We start from the raw sequence: 19,406 nt of genomic DNA on the forward strand, positions 1-19,406 counted from the left end.
CCTCGGCACCGCGATCACGTCCGCCCCACGGCAACGCGATGACATCGGTCGCCCGTCGCCGCGGGACCTCAGCCGCCCGGCACCGCAGGTCGTCAGTCCCCCGACACCGCGATCACGATCTTGCCCTGGTTGTCCCGACGCTCCAGCCGCTCGTGCGCGGCGCGCGCCTCCGCGAGGGGTACGACGGTCTCGATCGGCACGCGGTACGTGCCGGCGGCGACCCGCTCGGCGAGTTCGCGCAGGTCCGGGCGGGGGTCGTAGCCGCCGTGGATCTGGAGGTTGGTGAGCTGGAAGCCGAGGATCGACACGTTCTTCGGGTAGAAGTCGCGGGTGTCGACGGTGCTCGGCTCCAGGGCGACATTGGCGAGGGCGACGACCCGGCCGCCGTGCCCGATCTCGCGCAGGCTGCGTCCGAAGGCCCGGCCGCCGACGGTGTCGAGGACGACGTCCGCACCCCGTCCGTCGGTCAGCCGCAGCACCTCGTCGACCTCGGTGTCGTCCGGGTGGGCCGAGGTGTCGAGGGTGGCGTGGGCGCCGAACTCCCCTGCCCAGGCGGCCTTTTCGGGTGATCCGGCGAGGGCGATGACCCGCGCGCCGGTCTCGGCCGCGATCTGCACGGCCGCGCTGCCGACCCCGCTCGCGGCGGCCTTCACGAGCACCGTGTCCTCCTTGGTGACGCGGGCGAGGCGGCGCAGGCAGTACCAGGCCGACAGCCAGGCCACGGGCAGCGCCGCCGCGTGCGTCAGGTCCACCCCGTCGGGCAGGGCGGCGACCTGCGTGGCCGGAACCGCCGCCAACTCGGCATAGAAACCAGGTGAGTTCACGCCGTCGAGAGCCACCACCCGTTGCCCGACCGTGAATCCGGTGACACCCTCCCCCAGCGCGGCGACGGTACCGGCGCCTTCCACGCCCGGGATCAGCGGCGGCTTCCCCGCCCGGTGGTAGTTCCCCGACCTGACCAGGGCGTCCGCGCGGTTCACACCCGCCGCAGCGACCCGCACCAGGACCTGCCCGGGACCCGCGACCGGGTCGGGCACCTCGACCGGTACCAGCACCTCGGGCCCGCCGAACTCGTCGATCCGTACCGCACGCATACCGCACCCGCTCCCTGTCATGACCGGCGATCCCGGCCGACACCTATTGAACTGGTGTCACCATGCGACACCGGTCGAACCGGTGTCAAGACCGGTCGGCGGCCAGCCCGTACACCGCATGAACCGGTGTACGAGAGGTAAGCTCGCTGCCATGACCCAACCGCCCGTCTTTCCGTTCATCGGCGGACGCCCGTGCCTGAACTTCGTGGCGACGCTCGGCAAGCGGCACGGCACCCCCGTCGAGCGGCTGCCCGATCCGTCCGCCCTGGCCGCCTGGATCACGGAGGCGGAGCTGTCGGCGGGCACCGAGCCGGTGCGGGTCACGGCCCGGGAGCTGACCGACGCGCGCACTCTGCGCGAGGCGCTCTACCGCGTCGTACGGGATGCGATGGCCGGGCGGGAACCGGCGGTGGCCGATGTCGAGCGGGTCAACGAGGCTGCCGCGCGCCCGGATCTCGCGCCCCAACTGGGCGAGCGGCGCTGGAAGTCGGCGCATCCGGCGCGCGCGGCGCTGGCGACGGTGGCCCGGGACGGCGTGCTGCTGGTGGGCGGTTCGCTGCTGGAGCGGGTCAAGGAGTGCGAGAACCCGGAGTGTTCGCTGCTGTTCCTCGACGACTCCCAGGCCCGCCGCCGCCGTTGGTGCTCGATGGACCGCTGCGGCAACCTCGCGAAGATCGCGGGTTATCGATCGCGCAGCCGGGCCGCCGTGACCGAGTGACGGCCGAGGCGGCCCAGGAGCGGGGTCAGGCGGCGGCCGGTGTCCAGTGCGGGTCGCGGCCGAGGAAGGCGAGGAGTGCCGCGGCCCTGTCGTAGTCGTCCTTCACCTCGAGAGCGGGGGCGAACACCCGATAGGCGTCCCGGAGTTGGTCGACCAGCCGGTCCGCGGCCGGCCAGATCCCTTTCGCCAGGTCATCCGGAAGCGGCCGGTTCTGACCCGTCGCCACCGCGATGTCCCAGGCGTGCACGGCCGCGTCCATCGCGGCCGTCGCCGCGGCGAGCGGGAGGGTCATCGGGCCCAGCGGGGTCGGCACTTGGTCGGCGTCGGCGGGCAGCCCGGCATAGCCGTCGGCCACCGCCCGGAGCACCTTGTCGAGTTCGGCGACCGGGTCCCCGGCCAGGGCGTCCGCGGGGTGGAAGGGGTCGGAGTCGGGCCGGTCGCCGGTGAGGACGAGGCCGTAGGCCTGCTGGTCGATGCGCGCGTGGTTGAGGACCTGGCGGACCGTCCACTCGGTGCACGGCGTCGGCGCCGCCCAGGCGCTGTCGGGCACGGCGGCGACGACCTCGCGCAGGTAGTCGTGCGAGCGGGTCAGTACCTCGATGCCCTGGATGTTCGTCATGAACGTTCCCCTCCGTTTCGCCCTGTCCGATGATGACAATCTAGGAGGCCTTGCGGACAGTTTCGGTCCTCAATGCGCAGGCTGATGCGCACGTTCAGCACATCGGTGAGAGGGAATAGGCCAAGGATGCGAGATGTCCGTGAGTGGACCGCGCCGCTGGTGCGGTTCGTGGGGCGGCACCGGGACCCGGTAGTCGTCCAGACGCTGCGGTCGGCGACCGCGGCGACGGTCGCGTACGTCGTCGCACTGCGGCTGAGCCCCGAGCCCGCGCCGCTCACCGCTCCCCTGACCGCACTCCTCGTCGTCCAGGTCACCCTCTACGCCACCCTCACCAACGGCATCCGCCGCGTGAACGCCGTCGTCGCGGGCGTTCTCGTCGCCATCGCGTTCAGCCTGCTGGTCGGTCTGACCTGGTGGAGCCTGGCCCTGCTGATCGTGGCCTCACTGGTCGTCGGACGGCTGGTCAAAGTTGACGAGTACGTGCCCGAGGTGGCGATCAGCGCGATGCTGGTCCTCGGGGTCACCACGGTCGGGAACACGGCCTGGGCTCGCGTGGTGGAGACGTTGATCGGCGCTGTCGTCGGGCTCGCCTGCAATCTGCTGCTGGCTCCCCCGGTGTGGGTGGACGAGGCCGGCGAGTCGATCGAGGGCCTGGCCCGTCGGCTACGACGGCTGATGCGGCGCATGGGCGAGGAGGCGGCGGGCCGCACCCCCGTCGACCACGCCACCGCCCGACTGCACGAGGCGCGCCGGCTCGACCACGACATCGTCGAGGTCGACGCCGCCTTGCGACAGGCCGAGGACAGCCTGCGGCTCAATCCGCGCGTACGGGAGGGGCTGCTGCACCGGGTCGTGCTGCGGACCGGCCTGGACACCCTGGAGATCTGCACGGTCGTGCTCCGCGTCCTCGCCCGCACCTTCACGGACCTGGCGAAACACCGCGACCCCGAGCCGCTGTTCGCACCGCCGACGGGCGCGGCCGTAGAACAACTGCTGTCCGAGATCGGTGACGCCGTGGTCAGTTTCGCGGTGCTGGTGACCACCGATGTGACGGTGAGCGCCGAGTCCGCGGAGTCACGGCTCACCGCCGAGCTGCACACGGCCTCCGCGACCCGGGACAAGCTGGCCCAGTTGCTCCTGGAGGACGTCCAGCGCGACGCGGCCCAGTGGCAACTGCTGGGCGCCATGCTGACCGAGGTCAACCGCATGCTGGACGAGCTGGACACCGAGCACCGCTCGCGCCGCCTGTTGGAGGAGCTGGACCGCGTCAGCAGCGAGCAGCGTGAGCGCCTGCCGTGGCTGGCCTGGCTGCGGGAGCGGGTGGGCGTACCGGAGCGGCTGCGCAGGAACCGTGGCGGGGTCGCCGATCGTTCTAGGTGACGGAGTCACCTGGGGGCGGGCCGCCTCCGGCAGCACAGCGACGGGGGCGGGCACATGGCCGACAGCGGCGTACGAATCGACGGGAACACCTTGCGACTGCCCGGTGGGGTGGCGGTGCGGTTCATCCGCACGCTGCGCCTGCCCGAGACGGGCACGCATCCGCTGCCGCCGGGGCTGGGCGAGTTCCCGGTCCGCCGGGTCGCGGACTTCCCGGACACGGCGCCCGAGGAATGGCGGGCGCGAGGTGGCGTGATGCTGCCGGTGTATCTGCGCGAGGCGATGTGGCTGAGCTTCGGGGGCACGGCCGAGCCTGCCGCTCTCCAGGTCGGCGTGGGCAAGGTGTGCGCGGTCTCCGGGAAGCCCTGGAGCGAGCACTTGTCCCGCGACCCGCAGAACTACGTCGTCCTTCCGCGTCAGCCCTGGCTCGACGGCATCAACTCGGGCAAGGGGACCGTCCGCCAGTTCGTGGCGGTCCCGCTGGGTCTCGGCGCGACGGTCGAGGGCCAGGTCACGGGCGAGGAGGTGTGGGGCGGCGTCCAGCTCCAGTCCTTCCCGCTCACCGAGCGGGAGTTGACCAAGTGGCGCGCGGACGAGCGGCGCCGCTCGGAGCGGGCCCGCGCGATCACGATGCCGCCCGGGGGCTTCGGCATGCCCGCCATGCCGATGGCCGCGCAGGCCGCCCCCGTGCGCAGCGCTCCGGCGGTCTCTCCCAAGATGGGGCTCGGGGTCGGCGGTTCGATGCACCAGGAGGTCTACGCGGACGACCGCCCGCTGACCGCATGGGCCGGGGAACCCGCCGGACGGGTCTTCGTGCACCTGGTGACGCCCCCGGAGTGGCGCCGCATCACCGGCGAGGAGCCGCCGCCGTCACCGGTGGACCGCGCCGCGTACACCCAGGCGGGTCTTCCCTGGTTCGACTACTACGACCAGGACGCCGAGGATCTCGCCCCCACCGACACCCTGGGGTCGGTGCAACCGGTCGGCGACTGGCTGGGCGACGACCACGAGCCCTGGCAGCAGCCCGCACCCGGCCAGGTACAGCCCCTCAAGGACGCGCACGGCAAGCCGGTGGAGGACGGCGACTGGTAAACCACTCACGCATTGCAGTGGATGCAACGCGCGTTGCCGTTCTTGCGCTCACCCCGCCCTCCACGCCAAGGTTGCTGTGACGATCGAAGCGAGCGACGACCTGAGGGTGTGGGCATGACGAGTGATGCGGAGGCGTCACGCGAGGGCTGGAGCAGGCGCCGTTTCATCGGCGCCCTGGCGGGGACCGCGGCGGTGGTCGCGGTCCCGGCCCCGGCCGCACCACCGGCCGACCCCGCATCCGCTCCTGCGGCAGACTCGACGGCCGCGAAGGCACCGGCACCCGCCGCATCCCCCTCCGCAGGCAAGGCGTCCGGCCCCCGCCCGCTCTACCTCGGCACCTACACCTCGGTCGACGGCGGCGGCACGGGCATCGGCCTGGCCACCTACGACCCGGCGAGCGGCAGGATCACCGACGCGGGTACGGTCACCGGGGTCGCCGACCCGTCGTACCTCGCCGTGCACCCCGACGGCCGCACGCTGTACGCGGTCGACGAGCGGACGGCCGGCGCGGTGACCGCCGTACGTCTGGCGGACCGCACGGTCCTCGGCGCGCGGAGCACCGGCGGGGCGGGCCCCTGCCATCTGTCCGTGCACCCCACCGGCCGCTGGCTGCTCAGCGCCAACTACACCTCCGGCAGCGTGGCCGTGCACCCGATCGACGCCTCGGGCGCGCTCGGTGAACGCACCGCGCTGGTCAAGCACTCCAGTCCACAGCCGGGCCCGGGCCAGGACGGCCCGCACGCGCACCAGTTCGTGACCGGTCCCGACGGCGGCCATGTCCTCGCCGTCGACCTGGGCACCGACACGGTCTACACCTACCGCCTGGACACCACGAAGGGCACGCTCACCGAGGTCTCGCAGGCGCACACCCGCGCGGGTGCGGGCCCACGCCACCTCACGTTCCACCCCGGCGGCCGGTACGCCTACCTCGCCAACGAGGTCGACGACACCGTCGCGGTCTGCGCCTACGACCCGGCCACGGGTGCCCTGTCGATCGGCGACCCGCAGTCCAGCGGCAGCAAGGGCAGCGGCACCAACTACCCGGCGCAGATCGTGGTGACGCCGAACGGCGCGTACGCCTGTCTCGCCAACCGGGGCGACAACACCCTTGCCCGGTACGCCGTCGAGGCGGACGGCGCCCGGCTCAGGCTGCTCGACACGGTGCCGGTGTCCGGCGACTTCCCGCGGCAGATCGCGCTCTCGCCGGACGGGACGCTGCTGTTCACCGCGAACCAGAGGTCGGGCACGGTCAGCGTGTTCCACGTGGACGGCACGAACGGTCAACTGCGGCTCGCGGGCGAGCCGTTCGCGTCACCGGTCGCCGTCTGTGCGCTGCCGCTGTAGGGGCCGGGGGCAGGACGCGGCGCTGGCCCGGGTGAGCAGCACGTGCATGCGCTCGGTGAGATGGCTGACCGAATCGGCGGGCGCGTGAAACGGCAGTCGTACGTCGCCGTGGGCGCGGGCCCGCTCGATGCGCAGCGTCAGTCCGTGCCGGTCGACGGCGAGGGGCTGGACGCGGACCGCGCCGTGCAGACTGTCGGGCTCGACGAGTCGGGTGAGCCGCTCGACCGCGTCGGAGTGGCAGTCGGCGAGATGAGTCAGCAGTTGGGCCTCGGCCAGGGCCAGCGGGTCGGGTTCGGCGGCGGCGAACTCGTCGAGGTCGATGACGACCGCGCCGGTCGGCGGGCGGAGCACCACGCGCGTGGGCCGGAAGGCGAGTCGGCCCTCCTCGGGCACGAACCATCCGGCCAGCCACAACCGGGCCCGGATACGGTTGCGCACGGGGACGGGCGCGACGTCCGCGAACTCCAGGACGGCGGACGGCTCTCCGCGCGGCGCGCAGATGGCGGCGGCCAACAGGGCGCTGTCGTCGGGTACTTGAAGGAGCACCCGGCCGTCGTCGTCGACGCTGTGCGCGCCGACGAACTCCTCGCGACCGCCCTCCGCGGTCACCGCGCAGGACCATGCGGCGGCGAGCACCGAGCGGGCCCGCTCGGCCGCGGCAGGCACGGCCGTCCACGTCTGGCTGTCACCCATCCCTGAACCTCCTTAGGTAAGCCTTGCCTAACTTACCCAAGATCGGGGCGCACGCCAACCACGCCACGCAATCTCTCCATCAAGTCCTCCGGGGTCGGTTCAGGGCGAGATGACGCCCAACAGCGCCCGCGCGCACAGATCCCGCACCTGCTCGCGGCTCAACTCCGGCCCCCGCAGCCACTCCAGACAGACGGCGGTGGTGAAGGCCAGCCACCCGCGCACCGCGAGCTTCGCGTCGGGCCGCTCCCCCACGGCCGGCCCGAACTCGGGATCGGCGGCCAGCGCGACCAGGATCTGCCGCTCCTGCGCCGCCAACGCCCGCTGATAGACCCGCCGTACGGTCTGGTCCCCGGCCGCGTCCGCGCGATGGAAGGCGCGATAGCCGTGCGCGTGGGTCTGCACGTACTCCAGATACGTGTCGAGTGCGGCGGCGAGTTGTTCACGGGCGGGGATGCCCGGGACCGCCGCCGTCATCCGCAGCATCCGCTCGCTCTCGCGCTCGACGACGGCCGCGAAGAAGTCCCGCTTGGTCGGGAAGTAGTGGTAGAGGAGCCCGCGGGAGACCCCGGCGATCTCGGCGACCTGCTCGATCCACACGTCGCCGTAGGGGTCCTCGGAGAACAACCGCGCGCCCACCGTGAGGAGTTGCTCCCGGCGCTCCTCGCTGCTGAGCCGGCGGCGCGTGCGCTCACCCTGGTTCGCGGCCATTCCCGCACTTTACTTGACGTCGGTTCAACAGTGGGACCACACTGAAACACGCTATTGAACCCACGTACAACAGGCTCGGCCTGCGGTGGATCAAGGGAGATCGCGTCATGGCGGAGACGACGACGGCGACGCCGACCGCGTTGCCGAAGGGATTCCGGGATGCCGAGCAGGGCTGGCCCCACCTCGACCGCATCCCGCGTCCCCCGCGCCGGGTCCCGTTCCTCGGTGACGTCATCGGCGCCGACCGCCGCACTCCCCTCCAGGACTCGCTCCGCTTCGCCCGCCGACTGGGCCCGATCTTCCGGCGGAAGGCCTTCGGCAAGGAGTTCGTGTTCGTGTGGGGCGCCGACCTGGTCGCCGACATGGCGGACGAGTCACGGTTCGCCAAGCACGTCGGTCTGGGGGTCGCGAACCTGCGGCCGGTCGCCGGGGACGGACTTTTCACGGCCTACAACCACGAGCCCAACTGGCAGTTGGCGCACGACGTCCTGGCCCCGGGCTTCAGCCGTGAGGCGATGGCCGGCTACCACCCGATGATGCTGTCGGTGGCCGAGCGGCTCACCGACCACTGGGACCGCGAACTGGCCGCCGGGCGGGCGGTGGACGTCCCCGGCGACATGACCAAGCTGACCCTGGAGACGATCGCGCGCACCGGATTCGGCCATGACTTCGGCTCCTTCGAGCGCGACCGGCCGCACCCCTTCGTGACGTCGATGGTGGGCACGCTCAGCTACGCGCAACGCCTCAACTCCGTACCCGCGCCGCTGGCCCCGTTCCTCCTCCGCGGCTCAACCCGCCGCAACGAGGCGGACATCGCCTACCTCAACCGCACGGTCGACGACATGGTGCGGGCCCGCCGCGAGGCGAGCGGCGACGGCGACCTGCTCGACCGGATGCTCGACACCACCCACCCGGAGACCGGCGAACGCCTCTCCGCCGAGAACGTCCGCCGCCAGGTCATCACCTTCCTGGTGGCCGGCCACGAGACGACCTCGGGCTCGCTGTCCTTCGCTCTGCACTACCTCGCCCGCCACCCGGAGATCGCCGCCCGCGCCCGCGCCGAGGTGGACCAGGTGTGGGGCGACACTCCGAACCCGGGCTACGAGCAGGTCGCCAAGCTGCGCTACGTCCGCCGGGTGCTCGACGAGTCGCTACGGCTCTGGCCGACGGCCCCCGCGTACGCCCGCGAGGCCACCGGGGACACCGAACTCGCCGGGGTGCACCCCATGCGGCGGGGCGCCTGGGCACTGATCCTGACGCCGATGCTGCACCGCGACCCCGAGGTGTGGGGCGCCGATGCCGAGGAGTTCGACCCGGACCGCTTCGACGCCAAGGCCGTCCGCTCCCGAGCGCCGCACACCTTCAAGCCGTTCGGGACGGGGGCGCGCGCCTGCATCGGCCGCCAGTTCGCGCTGCACGAGTCGATGCTGGTCCTCGGACTGCTGCTGCGCCGCTACGAGTTGCGCCCCGACCCCGCGTACCGACTGCGCGTGACGGAACGCCTGACGCTGATGCCGGACGGCCTGCGCCTGCACCTGGACCGCCGCACAGCGCCGGCCGCGCCCGCACCGAGTTCGGTCCCCGCCGAGGTCCCGTCAGAGGCCCGCTGCCCAGTGCACGGGTCGGACGACTGACTCCGGCAGTCTGGTACTCCCGCTCCCCCGGGCCGCGTTGACCTGGGGCTGGGTGAGGAAGAACGCTCCGGTCAGGTCGGCGTCCGTGAGATCGGCGTCCCGCAGATCGGCACCGATCAGATCCGCACCGCGCAGGTCGGCCCCGGTGAGATCGGCCGCGATGAGACAGGCGCCGCGCAGATCGGCCCGGTTCAGATCGGCGCCCTTGAGCCGGGCACCCATGAGGTCGGCGCCGCGCCGCTGCTTCTTCCTGCCGCGTGCTCCGGATCGCATCAACTCGCTTGTGCGCAACAGGAGTTCGTTGACGTCCTGCCGATGCGCGCCCACGTCCAGCGCGCCGAGTTGTTCGGGTGTGCCGTGCGTGAGGTCCTCGGTGCGGGCCAGGGCCCGGCGCAGTTCGGGGTGGAGGGACCGGGCGGCGGGCAGGGTGAGCGCCTCGGTCAAGTACCGGAGCAGTTCGTGGAGTTGGCGTACGACGGGGAACACGTCGAACATCCGGCGGGCCTGTTCCCGGGGTGCCGTACGCCAGTCCTGGCCTGCGAAGGTGACCTGTGAGACGTGCTGCCCGGCGCCGAAGCAGTCGTAGACGGTGCAGCCGGTGAAGCCCGCTGGGCGGAGCTTCGCGTGGATGCCGCAGCGGTGGTCGCTCTGGAGGTTCGAGCACGGCGTCCCGGCGGGCTTGTCGATCGCGAAGTCGGAGGAGGCCGCGAAGGGCAGCGCCACACAGCACAGCCCGAAGCAGCGCTCGCAGTCGCCGCGGAGGTCGGAGCGATCGGCTATGTGATCTTCCATGTGGTTCACCGTACGGGCCCGTCGGCGTCGAGGCGGGCCAGCCGGTCCGGGTCGGACAGGATGTACATCTCGGTGATCAGGCCGTCGACGACGGTGACGCCCATGACCGAGAGCAGCTGTCCCTCGGGGGCGTTGACGACGCCCACCGAGCCGTTGACCAGGGCGAGTTGGGCGAAGCGGGCGAACGGGGCGAACGTGAGCGCCTGTTCGGCGACCGTGCGCGCTCCGCGGATCGCCTTGGAGGCGGCCGCACCCCGTAGGAGGGTGCCCGCGTCGGCGCGCAGGGCCACGTCCGGGTGGAGGAGGGCGACGAGGGCGTCGAAGTCGCCCTCGCGGGCGGCGGCGAGGAAGGCCTCGACGATCTCGCGCTGGCGGGCGAGGTCGGGGGCCTTCGACAGGTTCGCGCCCTGGACCCGGCGGCGGGCCCTGCTGGCCAGTTGGCGGGTCGCGGCCGAACCGCGTTCCACGATCGGGGCGATGTCGTCGAAGGGCACCGCGAACATGTCGTGCAGGACGAACGCGAGCCGCTCGGCGGGTTCCAGGGTCTCCAGGACGACGAGGAGTGCGAGGCCCACCGAGTCGGCGTGGACCACCTCCTCCTCCGGGTCGAGTTCCGTGAGGGGCCTGATCACGGGGTCGGGCACGAAGGTCTCGTCGATGGGCTCCTCACGGCGTGCCGTACGGGAGCGCAGCAGATCGAGGCAGACCCGGCCGACGACCGTGGTCAGCCAGCCGCCGAGGTTCCTGATCTCGTCCGCGTCCGTGCGGCTGAGCTTCAGCCAGGTCTCCTGGACCGCGTCCTCCGCCTCCGGCACCGAGCCGAGCATGCGGTAGGCGACCGCGCGCAGCCGGCCCCGGTGTTCCTCGAAGCGGTCCGCCAGCAGGTCCTCGTCGTTCATACCGTCCCGTCCCCGTCGTGGATTCCGTGGTCACGTGAGCGAAAGCCGGGGTGATCACAGCACGTCCGCCGCCGCCATGGCCAGCCGGTTTTCCGTCTCCCTCGTCCGTTTGCGGGGCGGGTGGGGCAGGACGACGATGGTGAGTCATGGACCCGGTCGGCGTCGCCTCCCGCAGGCTGCCGCGCCTCGCGGCCCTGATCCTGGCCGTCCTCGCCACGGCCGTCCTCAGCACCGCGGCCACGGCCCGCTCCACCGTGGTCTCCCCGGGTTTCTACCAGTCCGCCCTGGACGAGCAGAAGGCCTACGACCGCCTGTACAACCAGGTGCTGGTCGATCCGCGGACGACGGCGGTCACCCGGGGGCTGCTGGCCCGGCTGCCGGTTCCGGAGGCCCAGGTCACCTCCAACCTCAAGCTGGTGCTGCCGCCGGAGACGGTCCGGGACCTCACCCACCAGCAGATCGACGCCGTGGTGGGCTATCTGGGCGGCGAGCGCGACGCGCTGGACCTCACGGTCGATCTGCGGCCCGTGCTGGCCAACCTCAACGACCTCGCCCAGATCTACTTCGGAGATCTCGTCGCCTCGGTCCAGGACCGACCTGAGCCCGACTTCGAGCGCTTCTCGACCGATCTCTCCACCGCCCTGGGTGCCGTGGTCGCGGGGCACGTGCCCACCGGGCTGCCCGCCCTGCCGCTGACCGAGGCACAGGCAAAGCAGGCGGCCGGGACGCTGGTGAGCGGACTGCCCGCCGCCGACCGGGACGCCCTGCGCCCCGCGGTCGAGGCCGCGCTCCGTGACGGCGATGTCGCGACCGCGCTCGCCACCGTCGCCCCCGCCGTCGTCCCGGACCGGACCCGTACGGCCGCCGCGCAGCTCCGGGCGTTCACGAACGGCGGCACCTGGAACCTCACGGACACCCTCGCCGCGTCCGGCAACGACCTGGCCCCTCTCCACCGCGCCCGCGACTGCACCGCGGTCGGCCTCGGCCTCGCGGAGTCCCTCGCCGCCGCGCTGCTCGTCGTCGCGCTGGTGGTGCTGTGGGTCGGCGGCGGCTCGTCGTCCCCCGGCCGCCGACTCCTCCCGCTGGGCTGGTCGCTCGCGGGCGGTGGGGTACTGGCCGGGCTCGTCGCCGTCCTCTTCCGGCTGGTCAGCGGCGGGCGGGTGATCGATCCGCCGGGTTCCTGGCCGCCGAGCCTGGCCCGGCTGGTCGACGACGTGCAGCACACCGCCGTGGACCGGCTCACGACCACCGCCCTGACGACCGCCCTGGTCCCCGTCCTGGCCGGTGCCCTCCTGACCGGCGTGGGCTGGGCTCTCCAGGTCCGGCCGCACATGCCCGCCCTCCCGCGGCTCCGCTGGCTGGCCCTCGCGACCGGCGGGGCCGCCGTCGCCGGCGTCCTACTGATCCCGTACGCCGTCACGCCCACCGCGTCCCGCGTCTGCGAGGGCAGCGCGGCACTGTGCGACCGGTCCTACGACGAGGTCGCCTACCTCACCTCGCACAACGCGATGTCGACGACCGTGGACCGGTTCATCGGCCCGCTCCAGGACCCGGGTATCACCGCCCAGTTGGACGACGGGGTACGCGCCCTCCAGATCGACACCTACCGGTGGGAGCGGCCGGACGAGATCACCGCGCGGCTCACCGAGTCCGACTTCACCCCGGAACAAAGGGAGTTCATCGCCTCGGCCGTCAACAAGGTCAACCCGCCGCGCGAAGGGCTGTGGCTGTGCCACTCGGTGTGCCGGGCGGGGGCGATCGCCCTGGTGCCGGTGCTGCGCGAGATCGGCACCTGGATGCGCGCCCATCCCACCGAGGTCGTCACACTGATCGTGCAGGACGCGATCAGCGGCAAGGACACCGAACAGGCATTCGCGCAGGCCGGGTTGAGCGATCTGGTGCACACCCCGGACGCCGATCCCGCGCAGCCGTGGCCGACCCTGGGCGACCTGATCGACAGCGGGCGCCGGCTCGTCGTCTTCGCCGAGAAGGCCGACGGCCCGGCGCCCTGGTACCGGAACTTCTACGACTACGGGATGGAGACACCGTTCGCGTTCCGCACGCCGGACGCGATGAGTTGCGTACCGCATCGCGGCGGCAGCGACAAACGCCTGTTCCTGCTCAACCACTTCGTCACCATCGACGGCGGCAGCCGGCTGGACGCGGGCGAGGTCAACGCCCGCCGGTTCGTGCTCGACCGCGTCCACCGCTGCGAGCGGGAACGCGGTCGGCCGGTGAACTTCGTCGCCGTCGACTACACGACGATCGGCGACGCGGGCGGGGCCGTGGACGCGCTCAACTCCGAGCGCTGAGCGGCCCGTTGGCGACGAACGTGCTCAATAGCGTTGCGCCTTCGCCAACTTGGGGGTCAGCACCGGCTCCGGCGGCTTGGTGCTGATGGCGACCGGCTGGGCCTTCGCGCCGGGGGCGAGGTTCTCGGCGCCGACGAAGCGGGTCTCCACCACCTTGCCCGAGGAGTCGAGGAAGTCGACCTGGACGGCGTAGGACGCCTTCTTGTCGGTCTTGTTGGTGATCGTGACGAGGACGGCGAGCAGGCCACTGGTCTGGGCGCGCGGTTTGCCGGTCATGGCGACCTCGGACATCGCGTTGCCCCGACCGCTGACGCCCTTGAGCTCGTTCTGCGCGTCCTTGCTCGCGCGGGCGACCTCGGCCGAGACGGAGGCCTCGAAGGAGGCGGCCGCCGCCGATGCCGAGGACGCGGCGGCGGAGGCCTGGGCGCGGGCCGAGGCGACCGCCGAGGAGGCGGCCGACTTCAGGGCCGACGGGGTCATGCCCGAGAAGGAGGCCTTGTCCGGGGTCGCGGGCTGCGAGCTGCTGCCGGAGCTGTTGTTGTCGTCGCCGCACGAGACCAGCGCGACCGTGCTCGCCGCGACGACGGCGAGGACCAGGGCGGCCGGGCGGGCCCGGCGAAGTGACTTGGTATTCATCGAAATGAACCTTATGTCGGAAATTTCGATGCCACATCTCGTCGCCGAGCCCACCGCTCGTCGGCCCGTCGGCCCGACCCGTGGGCGGACTCAGACCTCGTCGCGTGCGAGGGCGATCAGCCGGTCCAGGACGCGCGGGCCGCCGGCCCGTACGCCGTCGTGCTCGAACTCGTCGGTGACCCAGGTGCGCAGGCCGCGGATCGACCGGGCGGTCCGGAGCGAGTGGTCCGCGTCGACGTACATGTCGTCGTGGTAGACGGCCGCGGCGACCGGGACCTCGTTGGCGGCGAGGCGCGCCGGGTCGTAGAGCGGCTGCCAGTCGGTGTGGGCGGCGAGGAGTTCGGCGGTGTCGCGCAGCGGACGCAGGGCGGGGTCGCAGTCGAACATCCAGGGGTGGATGGTCTCGCCGGTGAAGAGGAGAGGGCCGTCGCCCGCGAGGGTCTTGGCGGCGTCGAACTGCGGGAACTCACCGCGCACACGCTCCGCCGACCAGTCGGTGGGGCGGGAGTCCTGCCCGTAGGTCGCCTCGTGGACGAGGGCGTAGAGGGGGTGGCCGGCGAAGGAGAGGGAGTTCTGGACCTCTTCCTGGAACGCGTCGGAGAGTTCGTGGCCCTGCGGGGTGCGGACGAAGGCGTTCTCCAGGAGGAAGTGGAGGCGGTGGCTGCCCTCCTTGCCGCCGAGCATGATGCCGAGGGACTGGAAGGCCTCGGCGGTGAGCCGGTAGCCGTTGGGCAGGACCGGCTCGTGGCCCAGCAGGTGCTCGGCGATACGGCGGGCGCGCTCCACGTCCTGCGGATAGCGGTCGTAGTGGGCGGCCACCTTGCGCTCGATGCGCGGGTAGGCGGCCCGGTAGACGTCGTCGGCGTGGGCGTCGAGGGACGGCAGGCCGCCGGTGAGGAAGGCGGCGCGCAGTCCTTCGGGGGCGGTGGAGAGGTAGTTCACCGTGCAGAAGCCGCCGAAGCTCTGGCCCAGGACGGTCCAGGGGTCGCCGCCGGTGAGCGCCGGGCGGATCGCCTCGCAGTCCCGGACGATCGAGTCGGCGCGGAAGTGCGTGAGAAGCTCGGCCTGCTCGGCGGGGCCGCCGCGCAGCGGGAGCGTCTGCCGGGTGAGCGGGGTGGAACCGCCGGTGCCGCGCTGGTCGAGAAGAAGGACGCGGTACTCGTCGAGCGCGCGGCCGAGCCAGGCCTGTCTACCGACGAAACGATTCGCTCCGAATCCGGGTCCGCCCTGGAGGTAGAGCAGCCACGGCAGGTCCTCGCGGTGCGCCTTGTCGCTCGCGACGACCTCACGGGCGTAGAGCTCGATGGTCTCGCCCGTGGGGTCCTCGTGGTCGAGGGGCACGGTGAAGTGGCGGTCGGTGAGGACGACGCCGGGCTGGCGGTAGCTGACGGACAACGCGACTCCTGGTACGGACGAATGACGGGCCGCGTCACAGTTCAGCACATGCGCGTCCGATATCCGACCCCCTGGATCATGAAATCCTACTGACCGGCCGATCAGCGGGCGGCGAGACTGGACCGGCGCACCACCAGTTCCGGCTGGAGGACGACCCGCCGGTGCTCGTGCGGACGGGCCGCCGGGTCCGCCTCCGCCTCGGTCTCCTCCAGCAGCAGTTCGGCCGCCAGGGCGCCCATGGTGACGGCGGGCTGGCGGACCGAGGTGAGCGGTACGGCGGCCGCGGCCGCGAACTCGATGTCGTCGTAGCCGACGATCGCGAGGTCGTCCGGGACACCGACCCCGGCCGCGAACATGGCCTGGAGCACGCCGAGGGCGAGCAGGTCGTTGGCGCAGAAGACGGCCGTGGGCCGGTCGGCGAGGCCGAGCAGCCGGGCGCCCGCGTCCCGTCCGGCGGCCACGTCGAGCCGGTCGGTGGGCAGCTCGCGCAGCGCGTCGGGGTCGAGACCGGCCTCCGCGAGCGCGTTCTTCGCGCCCGTACGGCGGTCCCGCACCTGGTTGAAGCCGGGCGGGCCGCTGACGTACGCGATGGAGCGGTGTCCGGCGTCGACCAGGTGCCGCACGGCGAGCGCGCCGCCGGCGACGTCGTCCACGGAGACCGAGCACTCGGTGGTGCCCTCGGCGACGCGGTCGACGAGCACGAAGGGGATGCCGTGCCGGCGGAACGACTCGATGTTGCGTCCGGTCGCGTCGGCCGGGGTCAACAGCACGCCCCGCACCCGCTGTTCGGCGAAGAGCGACAGGTACTCGGCCTCCTCGCCGGGACTCTGCGCGCTGTTGCAGACCATCACGCCGAGCCCGGACTCGCGCGCGGCCCGCTCGGCGCCACGCGCGACGTCCACGAAGAACGGGTTGCCCATGTCGAGGACGAGCAGCCCCATGATCCGGCTGCGCCCCGCGCGCAGCTGGCGTGCGGACTCGCTGCGGACATAGCCGAGGCGGTCGATCGCGGACAGCACCCGGGCCCGGGTCTCCGTGGCGACGGTGTCCGGACGGTTGATGACGTTCGAGACCGTGCCGACGGAGACTCCGGCGGCACGGGCGACGTCCTTGATACCCACCGGCTGGGCCATCAGGCGGAGACCTCCAGGGTGACGTGGGACGGCGGGAAGGTCTTCACATTACCGCCATGACCTGTGGCGACTCCTGCGCCCGTGCCCCTCAGGCGGGCAGGGCGAAGTCGACGACGTGGAGTGCCGAGGGGGTCGTACCGCTCGACTTCTCCTGGTACATGAACGACAGCACGTTGTCCGCCTTCACGCGCAGCTCGTCGACGACGACCTCGCCGAAGGCGTTCAGATCGCTCCCGTCGTACAGCAGCGCCCAGTCGGCGTACCCGGAGGCCTTCGAGGCGGCGGCGATCCGGCCGTAGGGCAGGATCGCGTAGGCGTTGTCGTACTTGTCCAGGATCAGCTTGGTGCGCTGGCTGGAATTGAGGGCGATGGGGATCTCGGTCTTCTGCCAGGTGCCGGCGGAGCTCCTGCGGACGTGGAAGGCGCGGCCGTTGGCGGTGCGGTCGGTGACGTAGTTCGTGGTGCACTGGCCGAAGCGGCCGGGGACGTAGCTGATGATCGCGTGCGGGAGACCGGTGGAGTCGGTGGCCTGGCTCTCCTGGTTCATCAGGGAGTGGTCGGGGTTGAGCGAGTCCACGACGAGTCCGGCGTCCGTGACGGCCACGGTGTCCGAACTGCCCGTCGTTCCTACGACAGTTCCGGCGTCGTTGCGCCAACTGCGGCCCCGGTCGGTCGAGTAGACGTAGCCGGTGTCGTGGTTGGTGATGCCGCCGCTGTTGCACATCACGGCGGCGGACTGCTCGCGCCAGGTGAAGAAGGAGTGCAGGCGGCCGTTGACGTCGTAGTCGATGCCGTGGAGATACATGTTGCGGGCGGTGCTGGAGCCGTGGGTGCTGGTGTAGGTGCCGGTCGAGCTGCTCCACTCCCCCAGCGCGGTCCAGGCCGAACCGTCGTACTCCGCAAGGGCGTTGCGGCCGTTGCCGGAGATCCCGACACGGTAGCTGAGCTGCAACTTGCCTTCGGGGGTAGCGATGAACTGGGGGTAGGTGAACTGCGAGGTGAGAGCCACACCGTCCAGCGAGGTCTGTACGGCGCCCAGGACGGCCGAAGTCCACGCGGTGGACGCCGGGTTGTCGAGGAGACCGGCGACCGACTTGACGTAGAAGAAACCGTCGCTGTGGGAGTCCATGTTGAGATGAAGGCGGCCGTCGACGCGAGACACGCCCATGGAGATGACGTTGTGGGAGTCGTCGCTCTTGAGCAGGTGGGAAAGGGTGATGGTGGACCATGTCGAGCCGCCGAGGACACGGCGGGCGACGACGGCGTACTTGGTGGACGTGTACCAGGCCGCGTACTGATAGCCCTTGTAGGTCAACAGCCCGTTCTTCTGGAACGAGTTGTTGTTGACCAGGCCGTCGTACGAGACGAAGTAGACGGCCTGGGCGTCGAGTTGGATGGTGCTCTTCTTGGTGACGGACGGGCCGGGGTCGGCCGCCCGTGCGATGCCCGGCGTTGCCACGGCCGCAAGTATGGCGGTCGCGAGCACGGCGCGTCTTCTCATGTGAGCAGCTCCTGTGGGGGGATCACGCGAGGTGGAAGACCTCGGTGAGGGGCTTCATCGCTTCGTCGGGACGGGCGCCGTCCAGGGACTCGAAGAACGGCGCCATCTCCGCCTGCCAGCGGGAGTTGATGTCGGTGGCCTCCATGCCGGCCTGGGCGGCGGCGAAGTCCTCGGTCTCCAAGTAGCCGACCAGCAGGCCGTCCTCACGCAGGAAGAGCGAGTAGTTGTGCCAGCCGGTGGCCGAGAGTGCGTCGAGCATCTCGGGCCACACGGCGGCGTGCCGCTCGCGGTACTCGTCGAGGCGGTCCGCCCTGACCTTCAGCAGGAAGCACACGCGCTGCATCAACACCCCTGTAGATGTCAGAAGTTGAACTGGTCGATGTTCTTCGCGTCGAACACGGTCGGCTTGCCGAGGCTGATCACGCCGTCCTTGCCGATGGTGTACGAGGTCCCGCCGGCCGTGAAGGTCTCGCCCTCCTTACCGGTGATCTGCCCCGAGACCAGCGCCACCGCAGTCTGCGCGGCGAGGGCGCCGAGCTTCGCCGGGTCCCACAGCTCGAAGCCCTCGACCGTGCCGTTCTTGACGTACTTGCGCATGTCGTTCGGGGTGCCGAGGCCGGTGAGCTTGACCTTGCCCTTGTACTTGGAGCCGGACAGGTACTGGGCGGCGGCCTTGATGCCGACGGTGGTCGGGGAGATGATCCCCTTCAGGTTCGGGTGTTCCTGGAGGAGGCCCTGGGTCTGCTGGAAGGACTGCTGGGCGTCGTCGTTGCCGTAGGCGACCTTGACCAGCTTGATGTCCTTGTACTTGGGGTCCTTCAACTCGTCCTTCATGAAGCCGATCCAGGTGTTCTGGTTCGTCGCGGTCTGCGCGGCCGACAGGATCGCGATCTCGCCCTTGTAGCCGATCTGCTTCGCGAGCAACTGCACCTCGGTGCGGCCGAGGTCCTCGGCGCTGGCCTGCGACACGAACGCGTTGCGGCACTCGGGGTTGGTGTCGGAGTCGTAGGTGACGACCTTGATCTTGTTGCTCATGGCCTGCTTGAGCGCGGTGCACAGGGCGCCCGGGTCCTGCGCGGAGACGGCGATCGCGTTGACCTGCTGCTGGGTGAGCGTGTTGACGTAACTCACCTGGCCGGCGGTGTCGGTGGCACTGGTCGTGCCCACCTCCTTGTACTTCTCGCCCAGTTCGGTGAGCGCCTTCTCGCCGCCCTTGTCCGAGGTGGTGAAGTACGGGTTGTTGACCGCCTTCGGCAGGAATCCGACCGTGAGCCCCTTCTTGAGAGCGGCACTCGGGTCCGCCTTGCCACCGGTGACGGCCGACCCGGTGTTCTCGTCCTTCACATCCTTCTTGGTGGTGCCACCGCAGGCGGTGGCGACGAGGGTGAGCGAAGTGACGGCGACGACGGCCGCGCAGGCACGGCGAATCGATGACTTGCGCATGGTGAAGGTCCTTTAC

18 protein-coding genes are annotated in these 19,406 nt (G+C 71.3%); 6 read left to right on the forward strand and 12 right to left on the reverse strand.

The genetic code is table 11. The features are described 5' to 3' along the window. Positions 1-92: 92 nt before the first annotated feature. On the reverse strand, positions 93-1,094 hold the full coding sequence (locus JHN63_RS05660; protein WP_200677569.1) for a zinc-binding dehydrogenase: 1,002 nt from the start codon (positions 1,092-1,094) through the stop codon (positions 93-95). 151 nt (positions 1,095-1,245) lie between these two features. Between JHN63_RS05660 and JHN63_RS05665 the strand changes: the two genes are divergently transcribed. Continuing rightward, on the forward strand, positions 1,246-1,812 hold the full coding sequence (locus tag JHN63_RS05665; RefSeq protein WP_200677570.1) for an ABATE domain-containing protein: 567 nt from the start codon (positions 1,246-1,248) through the stop codon (positions 1,810-1,812). Between the two features lie 25 nt (positions 1,813-1,837). Here JHN63_RS05665 and JHN63_RS05670 read toward each other — a convergent pair whose 3' ends face one another. Beyond that, positions 1,838-2,431 (reverse strand): TIGR03086 family metal-binding protein, encoded by a 594-nt coding sequence (locus tag JHN63_RS05670; RefSeq protein ID WP_200677571.1) that lies wholly within the window; start codon positions 2,429-2,431, stop codon positions 1,838-1,840. 126 nt (positions 2,432-2,557) lie between these two features. On the opposite strand from JHN63_RS05670, the gene JHN63_RS05675 reads away from it, so the two are divergent. From JHN63_RS05675 to JHN63_RS05685, 3 genes are all read left to right on the forward strand, one after another. Further along, entirely contained in the window at positions 2,558-3,811 is a 1,254-nt protein-coding gene (locus JHN63_RS05675) for an FUSC family protein (protein WP_200677572.1), read from the forward strand. A 54-nt stretch (positions 3,812-3,865) separates the two neighbouring features. Beyond that, positions 3,866-4,900 carry a hypothetical protein gene (locus JHN63_RS05680; RefSeq protein ID WP_200677573.1) on the forward strand — a complete coding sequence of 345 codons (1,035 nt, stop codon included), beginning with the start codon at positions 3,866-3,868 and terminating at the stop codon, positions 4,898-4,900. 114 nt (positions 4,901-5,014) lie between these two features. Beyond that, the gene (locus JHN63_RS05685) at positions 5,015-6,244 is read left to right on the forward strand and encodes a lactonase family protein (RefSeq protein WP_200677574.1); all 1,230 of its coding nucleotides are present in this window, start codon (positions 5,015-5,017) and stop codon (positions 6,242-6,244) included. On the opposite strand, the gene JHN63_RS05690 is transcribed toward JHN63_RS05685, so the two are convergent. After that, positions 6,212-6,937, reverse strand: coding sequence for a DUF2470 domain-containing protein (locus JHN63_RS05690; RefSeq protein ID WP_200677575.1), 726 nt, complete (start codon positions 6,935-6,937; stop codon positions 6,212-6,214). The two genes, JHN63_RS05685 and JHN63_RS05690, sit on opposite strands and share 33 nt — an antisense overlap. Positions 6,938-7,036: 99 nt before the next feature. Beyond that, positions 7,037-7,645 (reverse strand): TetR/AcrR family transcriptional regulator, encoded by a 609-nt coding sequence (locus JHN63_RS05695; RefSeq protein ID WP_200677576.1) that lies wholly within the window; start codon positions 7,643-7,645, stop codon positions 7,037-7,039. A gap of 107 nt (positions 7,646-7,752) precedes the next feature. Here JHN63_RS05695 and JHN63_RS05700 point away from each other — a divergent pair, with 107 nt between their 5' ends. After that, on the forward strand, positions 7,753-9,279 hold the full coding sequence (locus JHN63_RS05700) for a cytochrome P450 (RefSeq protein ID WP_200677577.1): 1,527 nt from the start codon (positions 7,753-7,755) through the stop codon (positions 9,277-9,279). On the opposite strand, the gene JHN63_RS05705 is transcribed toward JHN63_RS05700, so the two are convergent. Both JHN63_RS05705 and sigJ read right to left on the reverse strand, forming a co-directional pair. Beyond that, positions 9,241-10,071, reverse strand: coding sequence for a pentapeptide repeat-containing protein (locus JHN63_RS05705; RefSeq protein ID WP_200677578.1), 831 nt, complete (start codon positions 10,069-10,071; stop codon positions 9,241-9,243). The two genes, JHN63_RS05700 and JHN63_RS05705, sit on opposite strands and share 39 nt — an antisense overlap. A gap of 5 nt (positions 10,072-10,076) precedes the next feature. Beyond that, a complete protein-coding gene (gene sigJ, locus JHN63_RS05710; protein ID WP_200677579.1) occupies positions 10,077-10,970 on the reverse strand; it encodes an RNA polymerase sigma factor SigJ in 894 nt (297 codons plus the stop codon). A 146-nt stretch (positions 10,971-11,116) separates the two neighbouring features. On the opposite strand from sigJ, the gene JHN63_RS05715 reads away from it, so the two are divergent. Then, positions 11,117-13,282 (forward strand): PI-PLC domain-containing protein, encoded by a 2,166-nt coding sequence (locus JHN63_RS05715; RefSeq protein ID WP_200677580.1) that lies wholly within the window; start codon positions 11,117-11,119, stop codon positions 13,280-13,282. Positions 13,283-13,306: 24 nt separating this feature from the next. Here JHN63_RS05715 and JHN63_RS05720 read toward each other — a convergent pair whose 3' ends face one another. The 6 genes from JHN63_RS05720 to rhaS all read right to left on the reverse strand — a co-directional run bounded on the left by JHN63_RS05720 (position 13,307) and on the right by rhaS (position 19,390). Then, positions 13,307-13,918: an FxLYD domain-containing protein gene (locus JHN63_RS05720; protein ID WP_200677581.1), complete on the reverse strand. Its 612-nt coding sequence runs from the start codon at positions 13,916-13,918 to the stop codon at positions 13,307-13,309. Positions 13,919-14,008: 90 nt separating this feature from the next. Further along, positions 14,009-15,313 (reverse strand): alpha/beta fold hydrolase, encoded by a 1,305-nt coding sequence (locus JHN63_RS05725; RefSeq protein ID WP_200677582.1) that lies wholly within the window; start codon positions 15,311-15,313, stop codon positions 14,009-14,011. Between the two features lie 101 nt (positions 15,314-15,414). Then, positions 15,415-16,446 (reverse strand): LacI family DNA-binding transcriptional regulator, encoded by a 1,032-nt coding sequence (locus JHN63_RS05730; protein ID WP_200677583.1) that lies wholly within the window; start codon positions 16,444-16,446, stop codon positions 15,415-15,417. A gap of 88 nt (positions 16,447-16,534) precedes the next feature. After that, the gene (locus JHN63_RS05735) at positions 16,535-17,947 is read right to left on the reverse strand and encodes a BNR repeat-containing protein (protein WP_200677584.1); all 1,413 of its coding nucleotides are present in this window, start codon (positions 17,945-17,947) and stop codon (positions 16,535-16,537) included. Between the two features lie 22 nt (positions 17,948-17,969). Further along, entirely contained in the window at positions 17,970-18,290 is a 321-nt protein-coding gene (locus JHN63_RS05740; RefSeq protein ID WP_033278944.1) for an L-rhamnose mutarotase, read from the reverse strand. A 17-nt stretch (positions 18,291-18,307) separates the two neighbouring features. Continuing rightward, positions 18,308-19,390 carry a rhamnose ABC transporter substrate-binding protein gene (gene rhaS / locus JHN63_RS05745; protein ID WP_200677585.1) on the reverse strand — a complete coding sequence of 361 codons (1,083 nt, stop codon included), beginning with the start codon at positions 19,388-19,390 and terminating at the stop codon, positions 18,308-18,310. Positions 19,391-19,406 lie beyond the last annotated feature (16 nt).

Origin of the sequence: Streptomyces sp. MBT65 (assembly GCF_016612545.1) — a bacterium.
Lineage (GTDB): Bacteria > Actinomycetota > Actinomycetes > Streptomycetales > Streptomycetaceae > Streptomyces.